This window comes from Gardnerella vaginalis ATCC 14018 = JCM 11026 (assembly GCF_001042655.1).
In the GTDB taxonomy this organism is placed as follows: Bacteria; Actinomycetota; Actinomycetes; order Actinomycetales; family Bifidobacteriaceae; genus Bifidobacterium; species Bifidobacterium vaginale.
In genome coordinates, this window is sequence record NZ_AP012332.1 from 1,649,074 (window position 1) to 1,667,406 (window position 18,333).

An 18,333-nucleotide genomic window follows, 5' to 3' on the forward strand; every position below is an offset into this window, starting at 1 on the left:
TTTGGATGGTATTAAATTGACACAAAATAATATTAGTGAGCAAGAAGGCTCTCTTCTTGGAGCCGCTGACATTCGTAGGATTGCAGCAGAAGAGGGTATTACTCCTACTAAAAAATTCGGTCAAAATTTCGTTATTGACCCTGGTACGGTTAAGAAAATCGTTACTGCGTCAAAAATTAATTCAAACGATTTTGTTATGGAAGTAGGCCCTGGTCTTGGCTCTCTTACACTTGCGATTCTTCAAGCTGGCGCAAATCTTACGGCTGTAGAAATAGATCCTCCGCTTGCTAAACGTTTGCCGAGTACCGTTAAAGAATTTATGCCTAACGCCTTAGAACGATTTAATGTGATTCTTAAAGACGCGCTCGAATTAAACGCTCAAGACGTTCCCAATTTAGCAAATGCACAACACTTTACTCTTGTTGCTAATCTTCCTTATAACGTTGCAACCCCTATTATTCTTACACTTCTTGAAAAGTTTAATAATCTTACAAGTTTCCTTGTAATGGTTCAAAAAGAGGTGGCAGATCGCCTCTGCGCTCAACCAGGCACAAAAACATATGGAACTCCAAGTGTAAAGTTGGCTTGGTATGGCGAATCTCAAAAAGCTGGTTTAATTGGTAGAAATGTATTCTGGCCTGCTCCAAATGTTGATTCTGCTCTCGTTTATTTTGAAAGAAATAACGAGATAAGAGAAGATGAACAAGAGCGAGAAAAAGTGTTTAAAATTATTGATGCAGCGTTCCAACAGAGAAGAAAAACACTGCATTCTGCTCTTAAAGGCATTATTTCTAATGAATCGTACGATATTGCCGGAATAGACCCAACTAGGCGTGGAGAGACCCTTACATGCGCAGAATTCTTGGCTCTTTATAAAGCTTCGCAGATATGAATTATTTTTAAAAACACAGTCATACATAGTAAGTAAAATTGCTAGTATTGTTTTGTGTATAAAACATTATGATTTATGCATAATTGCAAGTCTCGTACAATAAGATACGCAACAGAAACATAGTACAGATCGGAAGTTAGCATGACGCAATTTTACGACGAGCGGCTGGCGCGCAGAGAGTTCATGTATCAAAAGAAACGATTTGTACTTACTACTGTTGGAATTTGTGTTGGAGCAGCGTTTCTTCTTGCTGTTCTAGTGCAATGCCATGTATTTGGTATTGCTGCCCCTAAAACTCCAGAAATCGACCCAAATTATGGAGTTCAAGCGCCTTGCCCTACAAAAAATAAAGATGAGAATAAGGCTACTTATATCGATAATCGTGCTGTTCCTATTCGAGTACTAAACGGAACAAAATTCCGTGGATTCGCAAGAGCGGTAGGAGAAGGACTACGAAACCGCGGTTTTAACCTGATTGAAGTTGGAAATAGCGAAAAAAGTGTAAAACGCACAACAATCTACTTTGGTAAGAAATCAATTAATGAAGCTTATACTTTAGCTGCTAACTTTAAAGACGCTATTTTGCGAATGGACGATAGACAAGATAAGCTAATTGACGTGGTTTTAGGCGTAACATTCAACAATCTTAAACCTAAGACTGATGTTCCTGCAGCAGGTGCAACAATAGTTGAAATAAAAGGATGCGCTGATTTTAACTCTATGAAAAATCTTCCAAAATCCGCAAATCATAATCCAGTTCAATAAGTTTTATTCAACAACATGATGTTAAATAAAGCAAAATAAAGTTAGAATAATAAAACTTTACTTATTTAAGCTACTTATTTAAGCTGGAATACCATTTCTTTAATTCCTCAACAGCAATATCGTGATCTACTGGACCGTTATCAAGGCGATAATCCAACATATGCTTATATGCTTTACCAACAATAGGACCAGGTTTCAAATCAAGCAATTGCATAATCTCATTGCCATCTAGGTCCGGACGAATCGCGTTAAAATCTTCCTGCTTTTTAAGCTCTTTAACTCGCTCTTCCATCTCATCCATAGCCTGCTCAAACATCAGCGATTTACGCTTGTTCTGTGTAGTTGCATCCGCGCGGGTTAGACGATTTAATCTCTCATACAAGTGTCCTGAATCCTTAACATATCTGCGTACAGCAGAATCAGTCCAAGGCTCGTCAACATATCCATGGAATCGCAAATGCAGATTCACAAGCTCGCTTACATCATCAATAATATGATGATCAAAATGAAGAGCTTTCATGCGTTTGCGAGTCATTTTAGCTCCAACAACATCATGATGGTGGAAACTTACTTTTCCGCCTTCTTCAAATTTTCTAGTACGAGGTTTGCCAATATCATGCAAAAGAGCAGCAAGTCTCAAAGTCAAATCGGGTCTAGGAACCGCGCCTTCGTTATCTGTTTCTAATGCTATTGCTCGTTCAAGAACCATCATTGTATGCTCAAAAACATCCTTATGCCTGTGATGTTCGTCAATTTCTAAGCGCAATGCAGGAATTTCTGGCAAAACCCTATCTGCAATACCAGACTCGACCATAGCTTCAATACCAGCACGAGGATTAGCAGAAAGCAGCATTTTTGTTATTTCATCGCGGACGCGCTCTGCAGAAACAATATCCAACCTAGAAACCATATCTAAAATAGCTTCTGCAGTATTTGCTTCAATAGTGAAACCAAGTTGAGCAACAAAACGAACAGCACGCATCATTCTTAAAGGATCATCGTCAAAAGATTGACGAGGATCTACTGGAGTACGCAGAATACCTTTTGCTAAATCATTCGCTCCACCGAATGGATCTACAAATTCCAAATCTGGAACACGCAAAGCCATTGCGTTCACAGTAAAATCACGCCTAGAAAGATCACCTTCCAAAGTATCGCCATATTTTACTTCTGGTTTCCTAGAATCTGGCTCATAGTCATCACATCGGTATGTTGTTATCTCGACTTTTACTTCTGTTCCGTCTTTTCTGCGACGCACAGCTCCAAGCGTGCCAAATTTTCGACCCATATCCCAAAAGCCATCGTGCCCCCAACTCCTAAGAATATGCTCAAATTCTTCTGGTTTGGCAGAAGTGCAAAAATCAAGATCGTGCGACGTTCTATGCAACAACATGTCTCGTACAGGACCGCCTACAAGAGCCAGCTCATAATTATGTTTAGCGAATAATCTACCCAACTCCATGGCTTCAGGCCAAACTTCAAAGTTCACAGACACGCTTGGAAACACCCTTTCAACAAAAATCAAACTATATTCCAGCATACCGTTACCCCAATGCACAGCGGATTGAGTAAGGTGGAGTGTATGGTTACCCCAGCAGACTTAAGACGCATGCTCGCCAGAGCCTCGGATAATCATGCCCAAAATACGCCAGATATTCGAGTTACACCACTTGATATCGCTAGAATGAAAAGCAAAATACAGCCTCAACAGGCAGAAGAAGACGAGTCAATTTTCGTTGATATTTCAAGCTTTTCGAGCGATTATCACGTTGAAAATATTCATGTTGATATAACGGAATCTCGCCAACAAATAACATCATTAGAGGCACCTTCTCCAGCTTTAATGCCTCAGAGAAGAGTTAACGACGGTCCTAAAACTTTTGCCTCTTTAGATGCTCAAGACTTACCTATTGTGAGAGAATATTCCGCTGGAGGACTAGTTTTTGACACCCTTGGGCGTGTCGCGATTATAGCTCGTCATTCAAGAAGTGGGCATATGGAATGGTGCTTGCCGAAGGGTCATATAGAAAAAGGCGAAACTCCTCAGCAAACAGCTGTTAGGGAAATTCATGAGGAAACTGGAATTCTTGGAGAAGTAGTGGATTCTATTGCTACTATTGACTACTGGTTTACTGGAACAAGTCAACGTGTGCATAAGCTAGTTCATCATTTTGCTTTGAAATATGTTAGTGGAGAACTATCTGTTCTTGGAGATCCAGACCATGAGGCAGAAGATGCAATTTGGGTGGATTTCAAAGAGCTTAATGATGTTTTAAGCTATCCTAATGAACGCAAGATAGCGTGGATGTACGCTAAAAAGGCAAATAGGCGGTCTAATCGTGATTAATGTGATTGATTTTGCAAACAACCAATTACGGGAGTTACAAAAAGTCACTAATAAAATCGCCCGTAAAATGTTTTATTTTAAAAATCCTATTCAATTTTGTTTTAAATTTAGTATTACTTTAATTCTTGTAGTACTTTTGCTTGCTATTACACCGCTTTATTGTGTTTCAAATACAGCTTTTGCTTACGAATCATCGCAGAATACAAGCCATTTATCTAACGTTAATCAAGCTTCTGTAAAATATTACGAATCTTATAATTCTAAGGATAAGGGTATTTCTTTACAAATAGTTAAATCAACTTCAATTCTTACAGACAAAAGCGGATACCATATAACCATTTTGGTTAAAAATACTGGTTCTCAAGATTTTCCAGATGGAAAAATTCAGGTTGCATTTAACCCTTGGTACACGTTTATGTCTAGGACTGATTTGCAAAAATGGAGTCAAGCCGAGTCCAGAATCCCTACTCCTCAGCTAATTGGCGAAGTTAGCGTTCCAGCTCTTGCTCGTGGCAAATCTTATAACGCGCAAATTGATGTTGACTCAAACAGCCCTAATCTTTCTAACATCCTTTATTGGGGACCAAAGCCTCTTTCTGTAACGTATTCTTCATCGGATTTTAAGCATTATTCTTCTGTAAAATCGTTTGTAACACGAGCAAATATTGGCGTTAAAAACATACAAACACCTCCGATTAATGTCACATTGCTTATTCCTATAGTCGCTAAAGCATCTGACTGGCGTTATGAAATTAACAAGCAGAATATTTCTCCTTCGATGAATATTCCACCTAGCGAATCTAATATTGTTTCTAAAGAGGAATCTAAAGCAGATACTAAAAAAGAAAATTCGAACAAAACTAACACAAAAACGGTTGCTGGCGACTCTTCCCAAGTAAGCAAAGATTTAAACCAATTTAAAGACAATAGAAAAATAAGGTTAAGCAAAAAGAGCATAAAGCATATTGCTTCTTTGATATCTCTTGCACAAAAGCATCCTCGATTACAAACGATAGCAGATTTAAATACTCTTAAATCTTCTGGAATTAGCTTCACTCCTTCTGCATTTATGCAAAATAACGGTTTTGACATAAGTAAATATGCTGAAACAAGTAATTCTTCTTACTACCAATCATCTGGGATTGACGCTGAGTCTTGGAGTGAAGAATCGTCAATTCCAAAAGATCATACAGCTAAAGCGCCAAAATTCGAGTCATACGCTTTTCAAACAGGCGGAAAATGGACCTTAAAGGCACTAGAACAGGCTAAAAGCAATGGTTATAAGACCGTTGTGGCAACAAACGGATTTGATGCTTTAGCGCACCGTTTTGCAGTTAAGAATGGCGTGTATGACGTTCAGACTTCTTTTGGAAACGTAAAAGTGCTTTCCTCGCAAGAAACTCTTAGTGATTTGGCAAACGAAAAACCAACAAGTAGTAGGTCAACTGGCGAAAACACTAATGCTGGCAAACTAAACAGGATTATTGCTCAAAGCGCGTTTTATCAGATGGAACAACCGTATTCTTCAAGACACTTGCTTATAACATTCCACCAAGATACGCCATCTTCTTATATCGATTCTGTTATAAGCAATTTGGAAAAATCTCCGTGGATTTCCCTGCTAGATTTAAGATCTTTATCTAACGCAAAATCTTTTTCTAAAGAATATCTTGGGTACAATCCAGTTCCTAAAGATAGTGCGATATCAAACGAATCTATAATCAATAGAAAGTCAATTCTAAATCAACTATCTTCAGATAGAGAAAACATTAAACAGTTCATAAGTGATATTCTTGACCACGGTGAATTAAATAATCATCACGTTAATGAGTCAGATGTTCAATCTCTTGCAAAACAAAACGCAAAACTGAAAATTAACCAGAACAGCAATATTTGGAGTAAGAATCTTCTTAAACTTTTTGATGCTATGGCTCAACGAGAAGTAAATGATAGTAGACCAAATAATGTTGATTCTAAAGGCACTCATAATCTATCCAAAATTTTAATTTCTGGAATACATATTATTCCTCCAAAAGATGTAACGCTTGTAAGCGAAACAGCAACAATGCCGATTACGATCAGCAATACTAATCCATACCCCGTTAGCGTATATCTTACTTCTTACACTAATTCAATGGAGATAGTAACTCCTAGAAAAACTCCAGTTAAGATTGCTGCAAACAGTGAAACACAAATTATTCTGCCACTTAGATCTACAACTTCTAGTAAAGCTAGAGCAATTTTCGGACTAGAAGATAGAAGCCATCGCGCTTTCTACAATCATAAAGAAACAATGATTACAAGCACGCTGCAAATCAGCGATAAAAGCGGTACGATTATTATAATATTTGCCTTCGCGCTTGGAATTTTAGGGCTTTGGAGGCAGTTCCACCGTAAAAAGGATCCAGACGAATGAATTCAGTAGGCCGCAACTCAATCATAATGGCAAGCGGCACGGCAGCTTCAAGAATAACTGGTCAGGTTAGAACTATATTACTTGCTGCAGCCCTTGGTACTACAGGTCTAGCAGCTAATGCATATCAGGCTGGGTCCATGATCCCTCAGCTTATTTACACTCTTGTGTCTGGTGGCATTTTCAATGCTGTTTTAGTCCCACAAATCGTTAAAACTCTGGAAAAACAAGATGCAAAAGATAGGTTAAATAAGCTTATAACCTTTGCGATTATTCTGCTTTTAGGCGTAACCGCTTTAATGGCAATTGCCACACCTGTTTTAACATGGCTCTATGTTGGATCAAACCAATCCATGATTGCTCTTACTAACGCTTTTACGTTATGGTGTATGCCTCAAATATTTTTCTATGGACTTTACACCGTGCTCGGTCAAGTTTTAGCCGCAAAAGGCAAGTTTGCAATGTATGCGTGGAGTTCCGTTGCAGCAAATATCGTCAGTTGCGTGGGCTTCGGCGTTTTTATTGCAATTTTTGGCAGAGCAAGCAGGCAGCCAGTGGGTTTCTGGAACAACACTACTATGCTTCTTACTGCAGGATTTTGGACTTTGGGTGTTGCAGCTCAGGCACTTGTTTTATTTATTCCTCTTAGAAAAATCGGATTAAAATACAAACCAAGTTTCGGCATTAGCGGCATTGGTTTGCGTTCAATGGGCCCTGTTGCAGCATGGAGTTTTGCAATAGTGGCTGTTAGTCAGCTTTCTACAATGGCAACTACTCACATAACTACAAGCGCTCCTTCTGTAGCAGAAAAAACGTTGGGGTTAAGTCAATTTGATGTTGCTGGAAATGCTACTTTTCAAAACGCATACACAATGTTTATTCTTCCTTATTCGCTTATCGCTGTGTCGGTTGCTACCGCTGTTTTCCCTAAAATTTCTAGATCAATAACAAACCATGATTTATCAACAGTTCGTGCAGATTTAAGCTCTTGTCTTAGAAATGTAAGCATTTTAATGTGCTTCTTTAGTGTTGCTTTTATTGTGATTCCAATGCCTATATCTTTGGCTCTTTTACCTTCAATCAGCATAAAAGAAGCGTATCTTATGGCAAATCCGCTTATGATGCTTTCGCTTGGATTGCCTTTATCTAGCGCATATTTGATTATTCAACGCACATTCTACGCTTTTGAAGATGGAAAACATCCGTTTATGTTTTGTGCAGCACAATTATTTGTGGAGCTTATTATTGTATTTTCTTGCATACAATTCCTTCCGCCAAACTATTGGGTTACCGCTTTAGCTGCAGCCGCATCTTTTAGTTATATTCTCACTTTTCCTTCGCTTGTTAAAATGATTAGATCTCGTTTTAACAACGATTTAGACGATAAGCAGCTTGTTATTACGCATCTAAAGGTGCTTGCAGCTTCTATAGTATCTATTCTTGTTGGAATTTTGTTTAGAGAATTTATTTACAAATGGATTTCTTTAGATTCATCAAACCTCCATGGTGTTAGTCGTTGGTTGCTTGCGATTTTTGTTTGTGCAATTATCACCATTATTTTGGCGATTATTTACATATCTATCTTGTTACTTTTAAGAACGAGTGAACTGGCAGGTCTTATTAATCCAATTCTTAGAAGAATCGGTGTAAAACTGCCATTTTTGTTGAATCTTGAAAACATCAATAAAAGCAAGTTAAATAATAAACAGACTAATCATAGTGAAAATAATAAGAATGCACATACTAGGATTATTAGATCGAAAATAAATCAACACAGTGAGCGATAATTAAATCAAGATAATTAAATGCAGTAACTCAGGGCGTTTCACTAGATTCTACAGTTACAATAATTTGTGGGATTTATTATGTAACGCATTATTATTCATTACTCATGTAGGAAGACGGGGAGTAGATGAAACCTCAGTTGGGAGATATTATACTTGATCGCTACGCTTTAGTATCACCTTTGCGCGAAGAAGCGGGTCTTCAAGCATGGCATGCTAGCGATCGTATACTTGCTCGCGATTGTCAGCTTTTTATAGTACGTGATTCTCGTTTTCTTCCAGAAGTCAACACTATATCTTCTACTCTTGCTCTGTCCAGAATACGCAAATTTACGCCAGTTTTGAAGCTTCATCATATAGATGATGTCGCTATTATTATAACCGAGCTGGATTCTGGAGTAACTTTAAGCGATTATATGAAGCTACATAGTTCAACACTTAGCTATGAAGCAATACGTTCCATAGTTGCAGAAACAGCTAATGCGCTTAGTAAACTGTTAGCAGATGGAATAACACACTATGCTATTTCTACGAATACCGTAAGGCTTACTGATTCTGGAGTAGAACTGGCAGATGCTCCGATAAGCCCTCTTTTAAAAGATGTGACTATTGAAGATGAAAAGCCAAAAAAGTCAGCAGAAGATGGGGAGTCTGCTGTAGAGTCTGCCGACGAAGGTTCAGGTAACGATTTTAACCATCCTAAAGCTCAAAATAAGAGCATAGAAAATATTGCTACGCATCAACTTTCAGCATTGCTATATGCTCTACTAACTAGAACAAATTACACTCAGAATAATTCTGTATTTAATCTTTCTAGGCTTACAGATGGAGTGCCTAGTGAATTTTCTATGATTTGTAGAAGAGGACTTTCTTCTACAGAAGATTCCAATATTATACCTATGGCATCAATAGGAGAGCTATTAGCATTACTTGGATCTTATACTCCTGTTAGAAAACTTTCTGATAAAGATATTATTTTTGATAAAACTACAAGTAAAGCCTCCGTTCAAAATGCGTTATTGCTTCCAGAAGACGATAAAAATCTTCTTGATTTTCCAGAAGGATTAGCTCAAAATGAGGACTTGCTTGAAAATAAATTATCAGAACAGGAGTCCAATAACAGTCTTGACTCTGTTGAGAAACTAGATGATAGTAAACAGGGTAAATCCAATAAAAATGCTGGTTTTACAGGCGGATTTTCTGCAGCAGGAGCTGGTTTAAAAAATGCTGGAAGAACTATAGGAGCATTAAGCGCTCTTCTTAAAAGAAACAATAAGAACGATTTAGATAATAATTCAGATTCTTCTACAGAAACTGACTCTACTGGAACAGATTATGACTTCCATGATATTGCTGCCGCAGAAATGGCTAATATTTTAGCACCTACGGAACTTGATGCAGATGATTCTATATTCCACAACCTATCTTCCACATACACAAGTTTTCCTAGTTATTCAGAAAGCAAGTCTTCTGATGCGTTAAATAATGAAGAAGCAGAAAAATATAACAATATAGAAAACGAATCAGATTCTAAAAACGATTATTCACAAAAAGATAATTTAGCTTCCCCATTAATGCCTAGAAGATTTGATTTTGAAGACCTTCTCACAGATAACACTAAACACACTGAGCTGATGTCTAGACCACAAAGTTTACCTTTGGAAGCAGAATCAACAGGTAGGGTTCCAGTTGTAGATAGTAATGGGCGTTTTATTGCTCCTGGAGAAGAATCTGCACGCGCTTTGCGTGAAGAAGAGTTGGAAAATGGTGACTATGAAGATTATGATGGCGGTTCTTTAAAGTCATCTTATTCTTCAATGCCTCCTAGTTTCCAGCCTCATGAGCGTCAGGAATCTCTGGAGTCCAAAAAGAATTCTGGGCAGAATGGCGTGGATATAGCAGACGCAAAAATTTTTGGCGGTATTTCAACAAAGGTTCTTGCAATCAGTGTTGTTGCAATATTGGTTGTAGTGGTATTCGCATTATCTTTGCATAGTCTTTTTAATTCTCATGATGCTCCTTCTAGTTTTACAAAATCTAACTCGTGGGATTCTCAAAGCGTAGAAAATGTTCCTTTTGGAAGTCAAGGTGTTCTTCCAGAAGATAAAAGTGATTCGTCTAAAAATAAAGCAAAATCTGATTCCAATGCTGTTTCTAAGGCTGATGCAAACGCAAAGAAAGACAAATTAAATAAAGAAAACAAATCAAATAAAAGTAAGCATAAAAAACTTAATAAGAGTAAGAAGGTAAAGCAGGTTCCAAAACCTAAAATGCCTACTAACACTACGCCTTATCCTATAGATGTACAACAATTCTTGGATTACACGGCTAACCAGAGAGGTTATGGCTATTACATGCATTTGGCTCAACCTCAAGAAGCATATCGTTTTGTTGTTTCAATTCGTTCTTCTGGAGGACATGGTTATTTGATTGCGAATTCTAAAAATGATCCTAGTGCTGGAGATAAAGTTGCTGATTTTACCTTTGATGCCAGTGGTGTAACAGATGTAAAGTTCAAAAAACCTATTACGGCACAAGACTTTATTTTGTGGGTTCCAGAGGACTCTATGCCTCAAAACAGCCTATACATTAATTACGTAAAAATTTACTAAATTTTATTAAGATTATTGAGAATATTAGGAATATTTTATGGAAAAACTAAACAAAAAAGTAATAATTATTGGCTCTGGCCCTGCGGGTTATACTGCGGCATTGTATTTAGCACGCGCAGGCTACACTCCTTTGGTCATTGCTGGAGCATTAACTCCTGGTGGACAACTCATGAACACTACAGAGGTTGAAAATTATCCAGGATTTGTAGATGGAATACTTGGACCAGATTTAATGGAAGCTATGCAAAAGCAAGCAGAAAAATTTGGAGCACAAATTATATTAAACGATGTCGTGTCTGTAGATTTTAAGGACGATTTGAAGACAGTTACAACAGACGATGGAGAAACTTATACAGCAAATGCAGTAATCATTTCTACAGGCTCGCAAGTGCGAAAATTGGGGGTTCCTGGAGAGCAAGAATACTCTGGACGAGGTGTTTCTTATTGTGCAACTTGTGATGGATTCTTCTTTAGAGGAAAACCAATCGTTGTAGTTGGCGGAGGCGATTCAGCTTTTGAAGAGGCATTGTTCCTAACTAGATTTGGTTCTTCTGTAACATTGATTCATAGGCGCGATTCATTCCGTGCTTCTAAAATCATGATTGATAGAGCTCGCAAAAATGAGAAGATTAAATTTGTTTTAAACTCTGTTGTTCAATCAATAAATGGTTCCAATGAAGATGCTCAGTCTGTAACTGTAAAAAATGTTGTAACTGGAGAAACTCAAGATATTGAAGCATCTGGTATTTTCGTTGCTATTGGTCATCTACCATCAACCTCATTCTTAAATAACTCTATAGCTCTTAACGAAGATGGAACTATTTCAGTACAGGGTGCATCTACTAAAACATCTATTCCTGGTATTTTTGCTGCAGGAGATGTGGTAGATAGCGTTTATAGGCAAGCAATATCTGCAGCAGGAATGGGCTGCCGCGCTGCTCTTGATGCTCAAGCTTATTTAAATGATTTAAGCGAATAATAAATTATGTTCCACGTGAAACAAAAAGCTTCAATGAATTACTTTAAAAGTAATTCATTGAAGCTTTTCAGTTTGTATTATGTTAATTTATGTTGCTAATCTTTTTTGTTTACTAAAATGTCAAAAATCCTTTGCATTTCTTCTGGAGATGAAAATACAATTTCGATTCTTCCATGGTTTTCTGTGCCCTTAATTGCAACTTTTGTAGAAAATATATTCTCAAGTTGTTTTCTAATAGGAGAATGCGCCCACTTATTATTTCTTTGAACCCTATTTCTCTTAGAAGACTCATCACTATTGTCTACTCTAATAGACACAATCTCTTCAGTACTTCTAACAGATAAGCCTTCTGCAATTATTCGTTTTGCCAATGATTCCATTTCTTCAGATGTAGGCAAAGCAAGAAGTGCGCGAGCATGACCTGCAGAAAGAACACCAGATGCAACATGCTTTTGCACGCTAGCTGGAAGATTTAACAGACGTAAAGTGTTTGCTATTTGCGGACGTGATTTAGACACAGATTTTGAGAGTTGAACCTGTGTTAATCCAAAATCATCAATCATCTGAGCATACGCTGCAGCTTCTTCTAAAGGATTTAAAGCAACTCTGTGCAGATTCTCCAAAAGAGCATCTCTAAGCATATTCTCATCAGAAGTTGTTCTAACAATTGCTGGAACTTTTTTAAGACCAGCTAATTGAGTTGCTCTCCATCTGCGCTCACCCATTATTAATTCATAATGAGCATTATGCGTATCCTCTTGATCTACGTTATTAATTTTTCGCACAACAATAGGCTGCAAAACTCCAACTTCTTTGATTGATGCAGCTAATTCTTGAAGCTCTTCTTCATCAAAAATCGTACGCGGCTGGTGAGCATTTGGAACAATATCAGTTGGATCTAAATATGCTAAATAGCCGCCTTCAACAGGTTTTAATTCTTTATTTTCCGCGTTGTGTTTTTCATCAATTGTTTTATTAAAAATTTTCTTTTCTTCAGTTTTTTGTTTTGAAGACACAAACGTTTTAGACGCAGAATCACCAAAGAAAAAGTCAATTGGTCTAGTTACATCGTCAATTGATGGCATAGAAGATCGCTTTGACGAATGCTTATTTTTATTAGCAATCGGCGGCACTGTTTCACGTGAAACGGTGGTTTTTTGAACATTATTTTGACCTTCATGTGGAGAAATTGCTTTATCAATACTAGGAACTTTAGTTTCACGTGAAACATCGTTAAAAACATCTTTTTGTATTAATGTTTCATGTGAAACATTTTCATTATTTTTTGCCTCAGCATTAACAAGAGCATTTTCCCCAGGTAGTGCAGGAAATAGCGCCCCTAACCCTTTGCCTAAACGAGATTTAGTTGTACTCATTATGCATTACCCTCTCTTTTAGCGTCAATTACAGCTAAAATAGCATCAGACTTATTTGCTATCTCTAACGCAGCTTCCCTATACGACACTGCTCCAGTTCCGTGTGGATCATAAGTTATAACACTTTGATTAAAACTTGGTGCTTCTGGTATTTTGACAGTTCTTGGAATGGTAGTATTTAGAACAATATTTGGATAATGGTTTTTAACTTCTTGAAACACTTCTCTACCAAGAAGAGTTCGCTTATCAAACATCGTTACTAACATTGTTGAAACAACCAGCGTAGGATTGTAATGTTGTTGCACTAATCCAATTGTCCTAATGAGTTGTCCTAATCCTTCTAGTGCATAATATTCAGCTTGAATTGGTATTAGCATTTCATGAGCAGCACACATCGCGTTAATTACCAAAAGACCTAGAGATGGTGGACAATCAATAAACACATAATCGTAGTGCTCATTATTATTGCCAAGAAACTCATTAACAGCATTTTTAAGAAGATTATTTCGATCTTCCATCTGCGCAACTTCTAGTTCTGCTCCACTTAAATCAATAGAAGCAGGAACAACATCAAGTCCTTCAATATCTGGGCAAGTTTTCTTTACTTCAGCAATAGTTTTTCTTCCCTCGATAACATCATAAACAGAGGGATCTGCTGAAGAATGAGGTATATTCATAGCTGTGGAAGCATTACCCTGAGGGTCCATGTCAATCAACAAAACTTTTGAACCACCAATAGCCATAGCTGCAGATAAATTTACAGCCGAACTGGTTTTGCCAACACCACCCTTTTGATTCGCAACAGCAATAAATCGCGTTTCTTTAGGCTTAGGAAAAACTACCCCATCAATGGCATGAAATCGGCTTGATATATTAGCCAATTCACTACCTAAGGAAGATCCAGAATCTCCAAAAATACGCTTAATCGTATCTTCAGCTGACTCCAACATAACTTCATCCACCCCCGACCACCTATGGGAAAATTACCATAATTTAACCAATTTAAACCTTAGTATTTTCAAGTTTCGTTTCTTCTATGGACATAAAACACAGCAAAAAGAGCACAAGTTTCACGTGAAACACGTGCTAAATATAAAGGAAAATGACGAAAAATAGAAAACAAAATAAACTACATTATACGTATTTTATACAAATATTTTTACATAAAAATATTTGTTTCACGTAAAACACTGGAAGATTAAAGTTTCACGTGAAACGAATTATTTTATATGTAATTAATAATATGAATTATGCTTTGTCAACTAATACAACAGTCGTAGATTGAAGACCATTTGCAACAGGAGCATCAACAACCCTAGGATTCACACCCTTCGCTTTTTTGATCATTTTTGCGGCTTTCTCAATTTCAGCCTGGGCAGATTTTCCCTTTAACGCAATCAGTTGACCATGTGTATTTAATAGAGGGATAGTCCACCCTGCTAGTTTTGTCATAGGTGCTACAGCTCTACACGTTACAACGTCAAACGGTGATATATCATGAGATTTTATTTTTTCAATAATTTCATCTGATCTTCCGTGAAAAATAGTGACATTGTCTAATCCCATAAGTTCTACACATTCTTTTAGCCAAAGAACGCGTCTTTCCATAGGTTCAATTAATGTTACATCACAATCAGGCAAACATGCTGCTATAACAATACCAGGGAATCCACCACCACTTCCTACGTCTGCTATAGATTTTTTCTTAGACTTTTTAATAGCTTCCTTAATAAAAGGAACAACAGCTGCAGAATTTAATATATGTCTTTCCCAGAGAATACTCATATCTCTAGGTCCAACTAATCCTCTCAGCAAGCCCTCTTTTTGAAGTTTCACGTGAAACATCTTACATTTATCAAGAGCATCACCTAAAACTTCGCTTAGCAATGGTGAATTTTCTAATTCATCAATTGTCTCTTGAGTATTATCGTTATTATCTTTATTTAAATTTTCTTCCATACTTCCCCGCGCTTATCAAATAAAAAGTAACACAATAAAACATTTTTTGTTTCATTGTGTTACTTTTATAGTGTTTCAACAGCCTCGTGCAATCATGAAAATTGCAAAATCTTAAATCAGTCTTCTATATACTCTTCATCTACGTCAACAGCTATATCATCAAGATCTTCGTCTTCAACTGCACTTACAGGCATATAAACGGTTACATAACGATGTGGTTCTTCTCCATGAGACCTAGAACGCAGACCCTCATCTCGCACAGTGTCATGAATGACTTTACGTTCAAATGAATTCATCGGCTTCAATTCAACTGGATCCCCAGTCTCACGAACCTCATCAACAGCATCCAAAGCAATATCACGCAAATGCTGACGCTTACGCTTAAGGAATCCATCAACATCAACAATTAAATGAGATCTCTCACCAGTTTTTTGTTGAATAGCTAATCGGCTAAGCTGCTGCAATGCGTCAACAACTTCTCCATCCCTGCCAATCAAATGCTTAATATCGGAATCATCATCCGCAACAATCTGAATCATCGGTCTATTGTTACGAACACCCATTTCAATATCGCCCTCATAATCAGCAATATCTAGAAGTCCTTCTAAGTAATCGGCAGCTATATCAGCTTCCTCATTGAGCTGGTCAATGCTTCTAGTTTCGTCTTGCGCCATTTACATACTCCTTAATTGCAATAAATGTCAAGAATCACAATTCTGTTTACAAGTGTAACTGAAGATAAATCCAAAATTACCTACTTGTTTATTCACATATTTTTATCTATTTATTTTTTCGCTTACGCGTAGGCTGCTTACGTTGAAACCCTTCGGCTTCTCTACGCTTAGCTTCTTCGCGAGCTTTTTGAAGCTTTTCTTCTTCAATAGAAGGCAATCCTTCACGTTTACGACGTTCGGATTCATTCTTATAATCTCGTTTTTCTTTTTCCTCCGCAGCTGGAGAACCTGGAGTTGGGAAAGCATATACCTGCCAAATAGAGCGAAGCATATTCATAATGTTGTTTACAAGCCAATAAACAAGCATTGCAAATGGAAGAGCGAATGCAGAGAAAACGTAGATTAATGGGAATCCCCACATCATAAGTTTTTGCATCGTATACTGGGGACCCTGCTTCGATTCTGGCGGAAGATTCTTACGAATATTGTTAAATTGCATGTACCACATTGCAGCACACATCAATATAACAAAGATTACAATAACAACTTTTCCGCCCGCTTGAACCGTCATAAACGTGTCGGAAACACCAACGCCAAACACATGAGTTTTAACAAATTGCTGTGCTGTAGCAACATCAAAAGCACCAAGAGCAGTATGCTTGCCTCTAGCAATAAATGGTATAACGGAAAGCGTGTACCAAATACTCATAAACGCTGGACCTTGAATCATCATTGGCAGGCAGCTTCCTGCAGGATTTGCGTTGTTTTCTTGATACAGCTTCATCATTTCTCGCTGCATGGCTTCTTTGCTAGCAGGATCGCTTTTACCCTTATACTTTTGCTGAATTTTCTTCATTTTAGGAGCGATTGCTTGCATATTGCGCATACCTTTAATGCTTTTTATAAAGGCAGGGAATATGCACGCGTGCACAACAAGCACAAGGAAAACGATTGAAAGTACCCAAGAGAATCCAATTTCATTCATCCCAATAAGAACAAATAGCTTGTGGAAAAGTGACATTACTTGAGTCATAAGCCATTCAACTGGCGTAAGGATTTTATAAAACCATCCCCAAATTCCGTTATCAAGTAAGAAATGATCTTGATTAAACATTAGTTATCCTTGTCTTCGTCAGCCAAGGGAGTTAACCGTGGCTCTTCATGCGCTTTAGACCAGGCGCAACGATAAAAAATTGAATATTTTCGTGGTACGTCGTCAATACTGCAGCTAGTCCATGGTCTACAGCGCAACAGACGTAAAACGGCTAGAATACCACCCTTAAACGCCCCATAGCGGCTAACGGCTTCTATAGCGTATCTTGAGCACGTTGGATAATAACGACAGCAAGCAGGTCTTTTGGCAGAAATCACGCGTTGATACCAGCGAATCGCTTTTATAATCAAATTCGCTACAACACTATTTCTACCGCTCATGATTCATCACTGCTCCTGCGAGCTTGCTTTACTATCACTATCTTCGCTAGTTTTTAAGCACATAGTTTGCATGAATTGATTTTGATCTTGAAGATTTTTAGCTATTTTGCCGAAAATCTTTTTGATTTGCTCATTCAACGAATCAAACGAAGATTGTGCAGCAGTAGGTTTTGCACGCAATACTACATCGCAACCATATGGAAGCAACGACTCGTGCTCTTTTGCTATTACCCTAAAACGTCGTTTTACCTTATTTCGAATAACAGCTTTTCCAACTGATTTAGATACAGCAAGACCTAACCTTAAAGCAACATCATTTTTTTGAGGTTGCTTTAAGGTATCACAAAATGCCGCGGGAGTGTTTTCAAAACCCGTGGCAATATCATCTGGACTTACTTTTCTGTCTTCGTTAAGCGCGTCTAATACGGTTACACATACACGCATATCATAATGCGCGACTATATCCCGTGAACACACTTTGCGTCGTTTTTTGAGCACCGCAACAAAATCGCGATGGCTTTTCAGCCTATCCATGCTTTACGACGCGTCCCAGCTCAGGCAGAAAGTGTCTTGCGGCCCTTGGCACGACGACGGTTAATCACTGCGCGACCAGCACGCGTACGCATGCGGACGCGGAATCCGTGCTTCATGTGACGACGACGGTTGTTAGGCTGGAATGTCCTCTTCATAACTAACGCTCCTGTATTTAGCCATGCAAAAGCATGGCTCCGTATGAGTCAAGCTATACCAAATTACTATCACCCCTCACCAAGAGCTAAAATTTTATTAATTATCGTGTTCTAAACAGGACTTTTAGAATAATTCTTATTCTCTAAATAACTTTATAAATCTATTAAAAAACGTAAATAATTCGTCTTAAAATCGTTGGAAAATGTGGATTACTAAGTTTTACATTATCCACAAATTACACACATGTTATTAACATACAAGTATTTTCAACACGCTAGGCTGTGGATAACTTCTTAGGGTCGGAGTAAACATATTCTACTAGCACTCTTTTCACACATAAATGTGTATTAAAAAAATACACTGAGTTGTTAATGCGAAAAGGAAATTACTTTTGATTGGGGGTGTAAC

At 37.7% G+C, this 18,333-nt stretch carries 16 protein-coding genes; 7 read left to right on the forward strand and 9 right to left on the reverse strand.

Features of this window, described 5'->3' with window-relative positions; translation table 11 throughout:
• Position 1: 1 nt before the first annotated feature.
• Both rsmA and GAVG_RS07460 read left to right on the forward strand, forming a co-directional pair.
• Positions 2-892: a 16S rRNA (adenine(1518)-N(6)/adenine(1519)-N(6))-dimethyltransferase RsmA gene (rsmA, locus tag GAVG_RS06470; RefSeq protein ID WP_004114054.1), complete on the forward strand. Its 891-nt coding sequence runs from the start codon at positions 2-4 to the stop codon at positions 890-892.
• A 141-nt stretch (positions 893-1,033) separates the two neighbouring features.
• Positions 1,034-1,657 (forward strand): LytR C-terminal domain-containing protein, encoded by a 624-nt coding sequence (locus tag GAVG_RS07460; RefSeq protein WP_009993929.1) that lies wholly within the window; start codon positions 1,034-1,036, stop codon positions 1,655-1,657.
• A 70-nt stretch (positions 1,658-1,727) separates the two neighbouring features.
• Here GAVG_RS07460 and GAVG_RS06480 read toward each other — a convergent pair whose 3' ends face one another.
• Positions 1,728-3,197 carry a CCA tRNA nucleotidyltransferase gene (locus GAVG_RS06480; protein ID WP_004114050.1) on the reverse strand — a complete coding sequence of 490 codons (1,470 nt, stop codon included), beginning with the start codon at positions 3,195-3,197 and terminating at the stop codon, positions 1,728-1,730.
• Between the two features lie 42 nt (positions 3,198-3,239).
• Between GAVG_RS06480 and GAVG_RS06485 the strand changes: the two genes are divergently transcribed.
• From GAVG_RS06485 to trxB, 5 genes are all read left to right on the forward strand, one after another.
• Positions 3,240-4,004: an NUDIX domain-containing protein gene (locus tag GAVG_RS06485; protein ID WP_004114048.1), complete on the forward strand. Its 765-nt coding sequence runs from the start codon at positions 3,240-3,242 to the stop codon at positions 4,002-4,004.
• Positions 3,997-6,420 (forward strand): DUF6049 family protein, encoded by a 2,424-nt coding sequence (locus tag GAVG_RS06490; protein ID WP_009993927.1) that lies wholly within the window; start codon positions 3,997-3,999, stop codon positions 6,418-6,420. The genes GAVG_RS06485 and GAVG_RS06490 overlap by 8 nt, the downstream gene beginning before the upstream one ends.
• A complete protein-coding gene (gene murJ / locus GAVG_RS06495) occupies positions 6,417-8,204 on the forward strand; it encodes a murein biosynthesis integral membrane protein MurJ (protein ID WP_013399360.1) in 1,788 nt (595 codons plus the stop codon). Before GAVG_RS06490 ends, murJ begins: the two co-directional genes overlap by 4 nt.
• 125 nt (positions 8,205-8,329) lie before the next feature.
• Positions 8,330-10,813 (forward strand): protein kinase family protein, encoded by a 2,484-nt coding sequence (locus tag GAVG_RS06500; protein ID WP_013399361.1) that lies wholly within the window; start codon positions 8,330-8,332, stop codon positions 10,811-10,813.
• Between the two features lie 37 nt (positions 10,814-10,850).
• On the forward strand, positions 10,851-11,792 hold the full coding sequence (gene trxB / locus GAVG_RS06505) for a thioredoxin-disulfide reductase (protein WP_004114045.1): 942 nt from the start codon (positions 10,851-10,853) through the stop codon (positions 11,790-11,792).
• 95 nt (positions 11,793-11,887) lie between these two features.
• Here trxB and GAVG_RS06510 read toward each other — a convergent pair whose 3' ends face one another.
• The 8 genes from GAVG_RS06510 to rpmH all read right to left on the reverse strand — a co-directional run bounded on the left by GAVG_RS06510 (position 11,888) and on the right by rpmH (position 17,924).
• The gene (locus GAVG_RS06510; RefSeq protein WP_004114043.1) at positions 11,888-13,168 is read right to left on the reverse strand and encodes a ParB/RepB/Spo0J family partition protein; all 1,281 of its coding nucleotides are present in this window, start codon (positions 13,166-13,168) and stop codon (positions 11,888-11,890) included.
• Entirely contained in the window at positions 13,168-14,118 is a 951-nt protein-coding gene (locus tag GAVG_RS06515; protein ID WP_162037912.1) for a ParA family protein, read from the reverse strand. The genes GAVG_RS06510 and GAVG_RS06515 overlap by 1 nt, the downstream gene beginning before the upstream one ends.
• 298 nt (positions 14,119-14,416) lie before the next feature.
• Complete coding sequence (rsmG, locus tag GAVG_RS06520; RefSeq protein WP_004114039.1) at positions 14,417-15,127, reverse strand: 16S rRNA (guanine(527)-N(7))-methyltransferase RsmG; 711 nt, start codon at positions 15,125-15,127, stop codon at positions 14,417-14,419.
• A gap of 116 nt (positions 15,128-15,243) precedes the next feature.
• Positions 15,244-15,801, reverse strand: coding sequence for a Jag family protein (locus tag GAVG_RS06525; protein WP_004114037.1), 558 nt, complete (start codon positions 15,799-15,801; stop codon positions 15,244-15,246).
• 106 nt (positions 15,802-15,907) lie between these two features.
• The gene (yidC, locus tag GAVG_RS06530; RefSeq protein ID WP_004114035.1) at positions 15,908-16,915 is read right to left on the reverse strand and encodes a membrane protein insertase YidC; all 1,008 of its coding nucleotides are present in this window, start codon (positions 16,913-16,915) and stop codon (positions 15,908-15,910) included.
• Positions 16,915-17,235, reverse strand: coding sequence for a membrane protein insertion efficiency factor YidD (gene yidD / locus GAVG_RS07185; protein WP_016827106.1), 321 nt, complete (start codon positions 17,233-17,235; stop codon positions 16,915-16,917). The genes yidC and yidD overlap by 1 nt, the downstream gene beginning before the upstream one ends.
• Positions 17,236-17,241: 6 nt before the next feature.
• Positions 17,242-17,769, reverse strand: coding sequence for a ribonuclease P protein component (gene rnpA / locus GAVG_RS06535; protein WP_004120215.1), 528 nt, complete (start codon positions 17,767-17,769; stop codon positions 17,242-17,244).
• Positions 17,770-17,789: 20 nt separating this feature from the next.
• Positions 17,790-17,924, reverse strand: coding sequence for a 50S ribosomal protein L34 (gene rpmH / locus GAVG_RS06540; protein ID WP_004114029.1), 135 nt, complete (start codon positions 17,922-17,924; stop codon positions 17,790-17,792).
• Between the last annotated feature and the right edge of the window lie 409 nt (positions 17,925-18,333).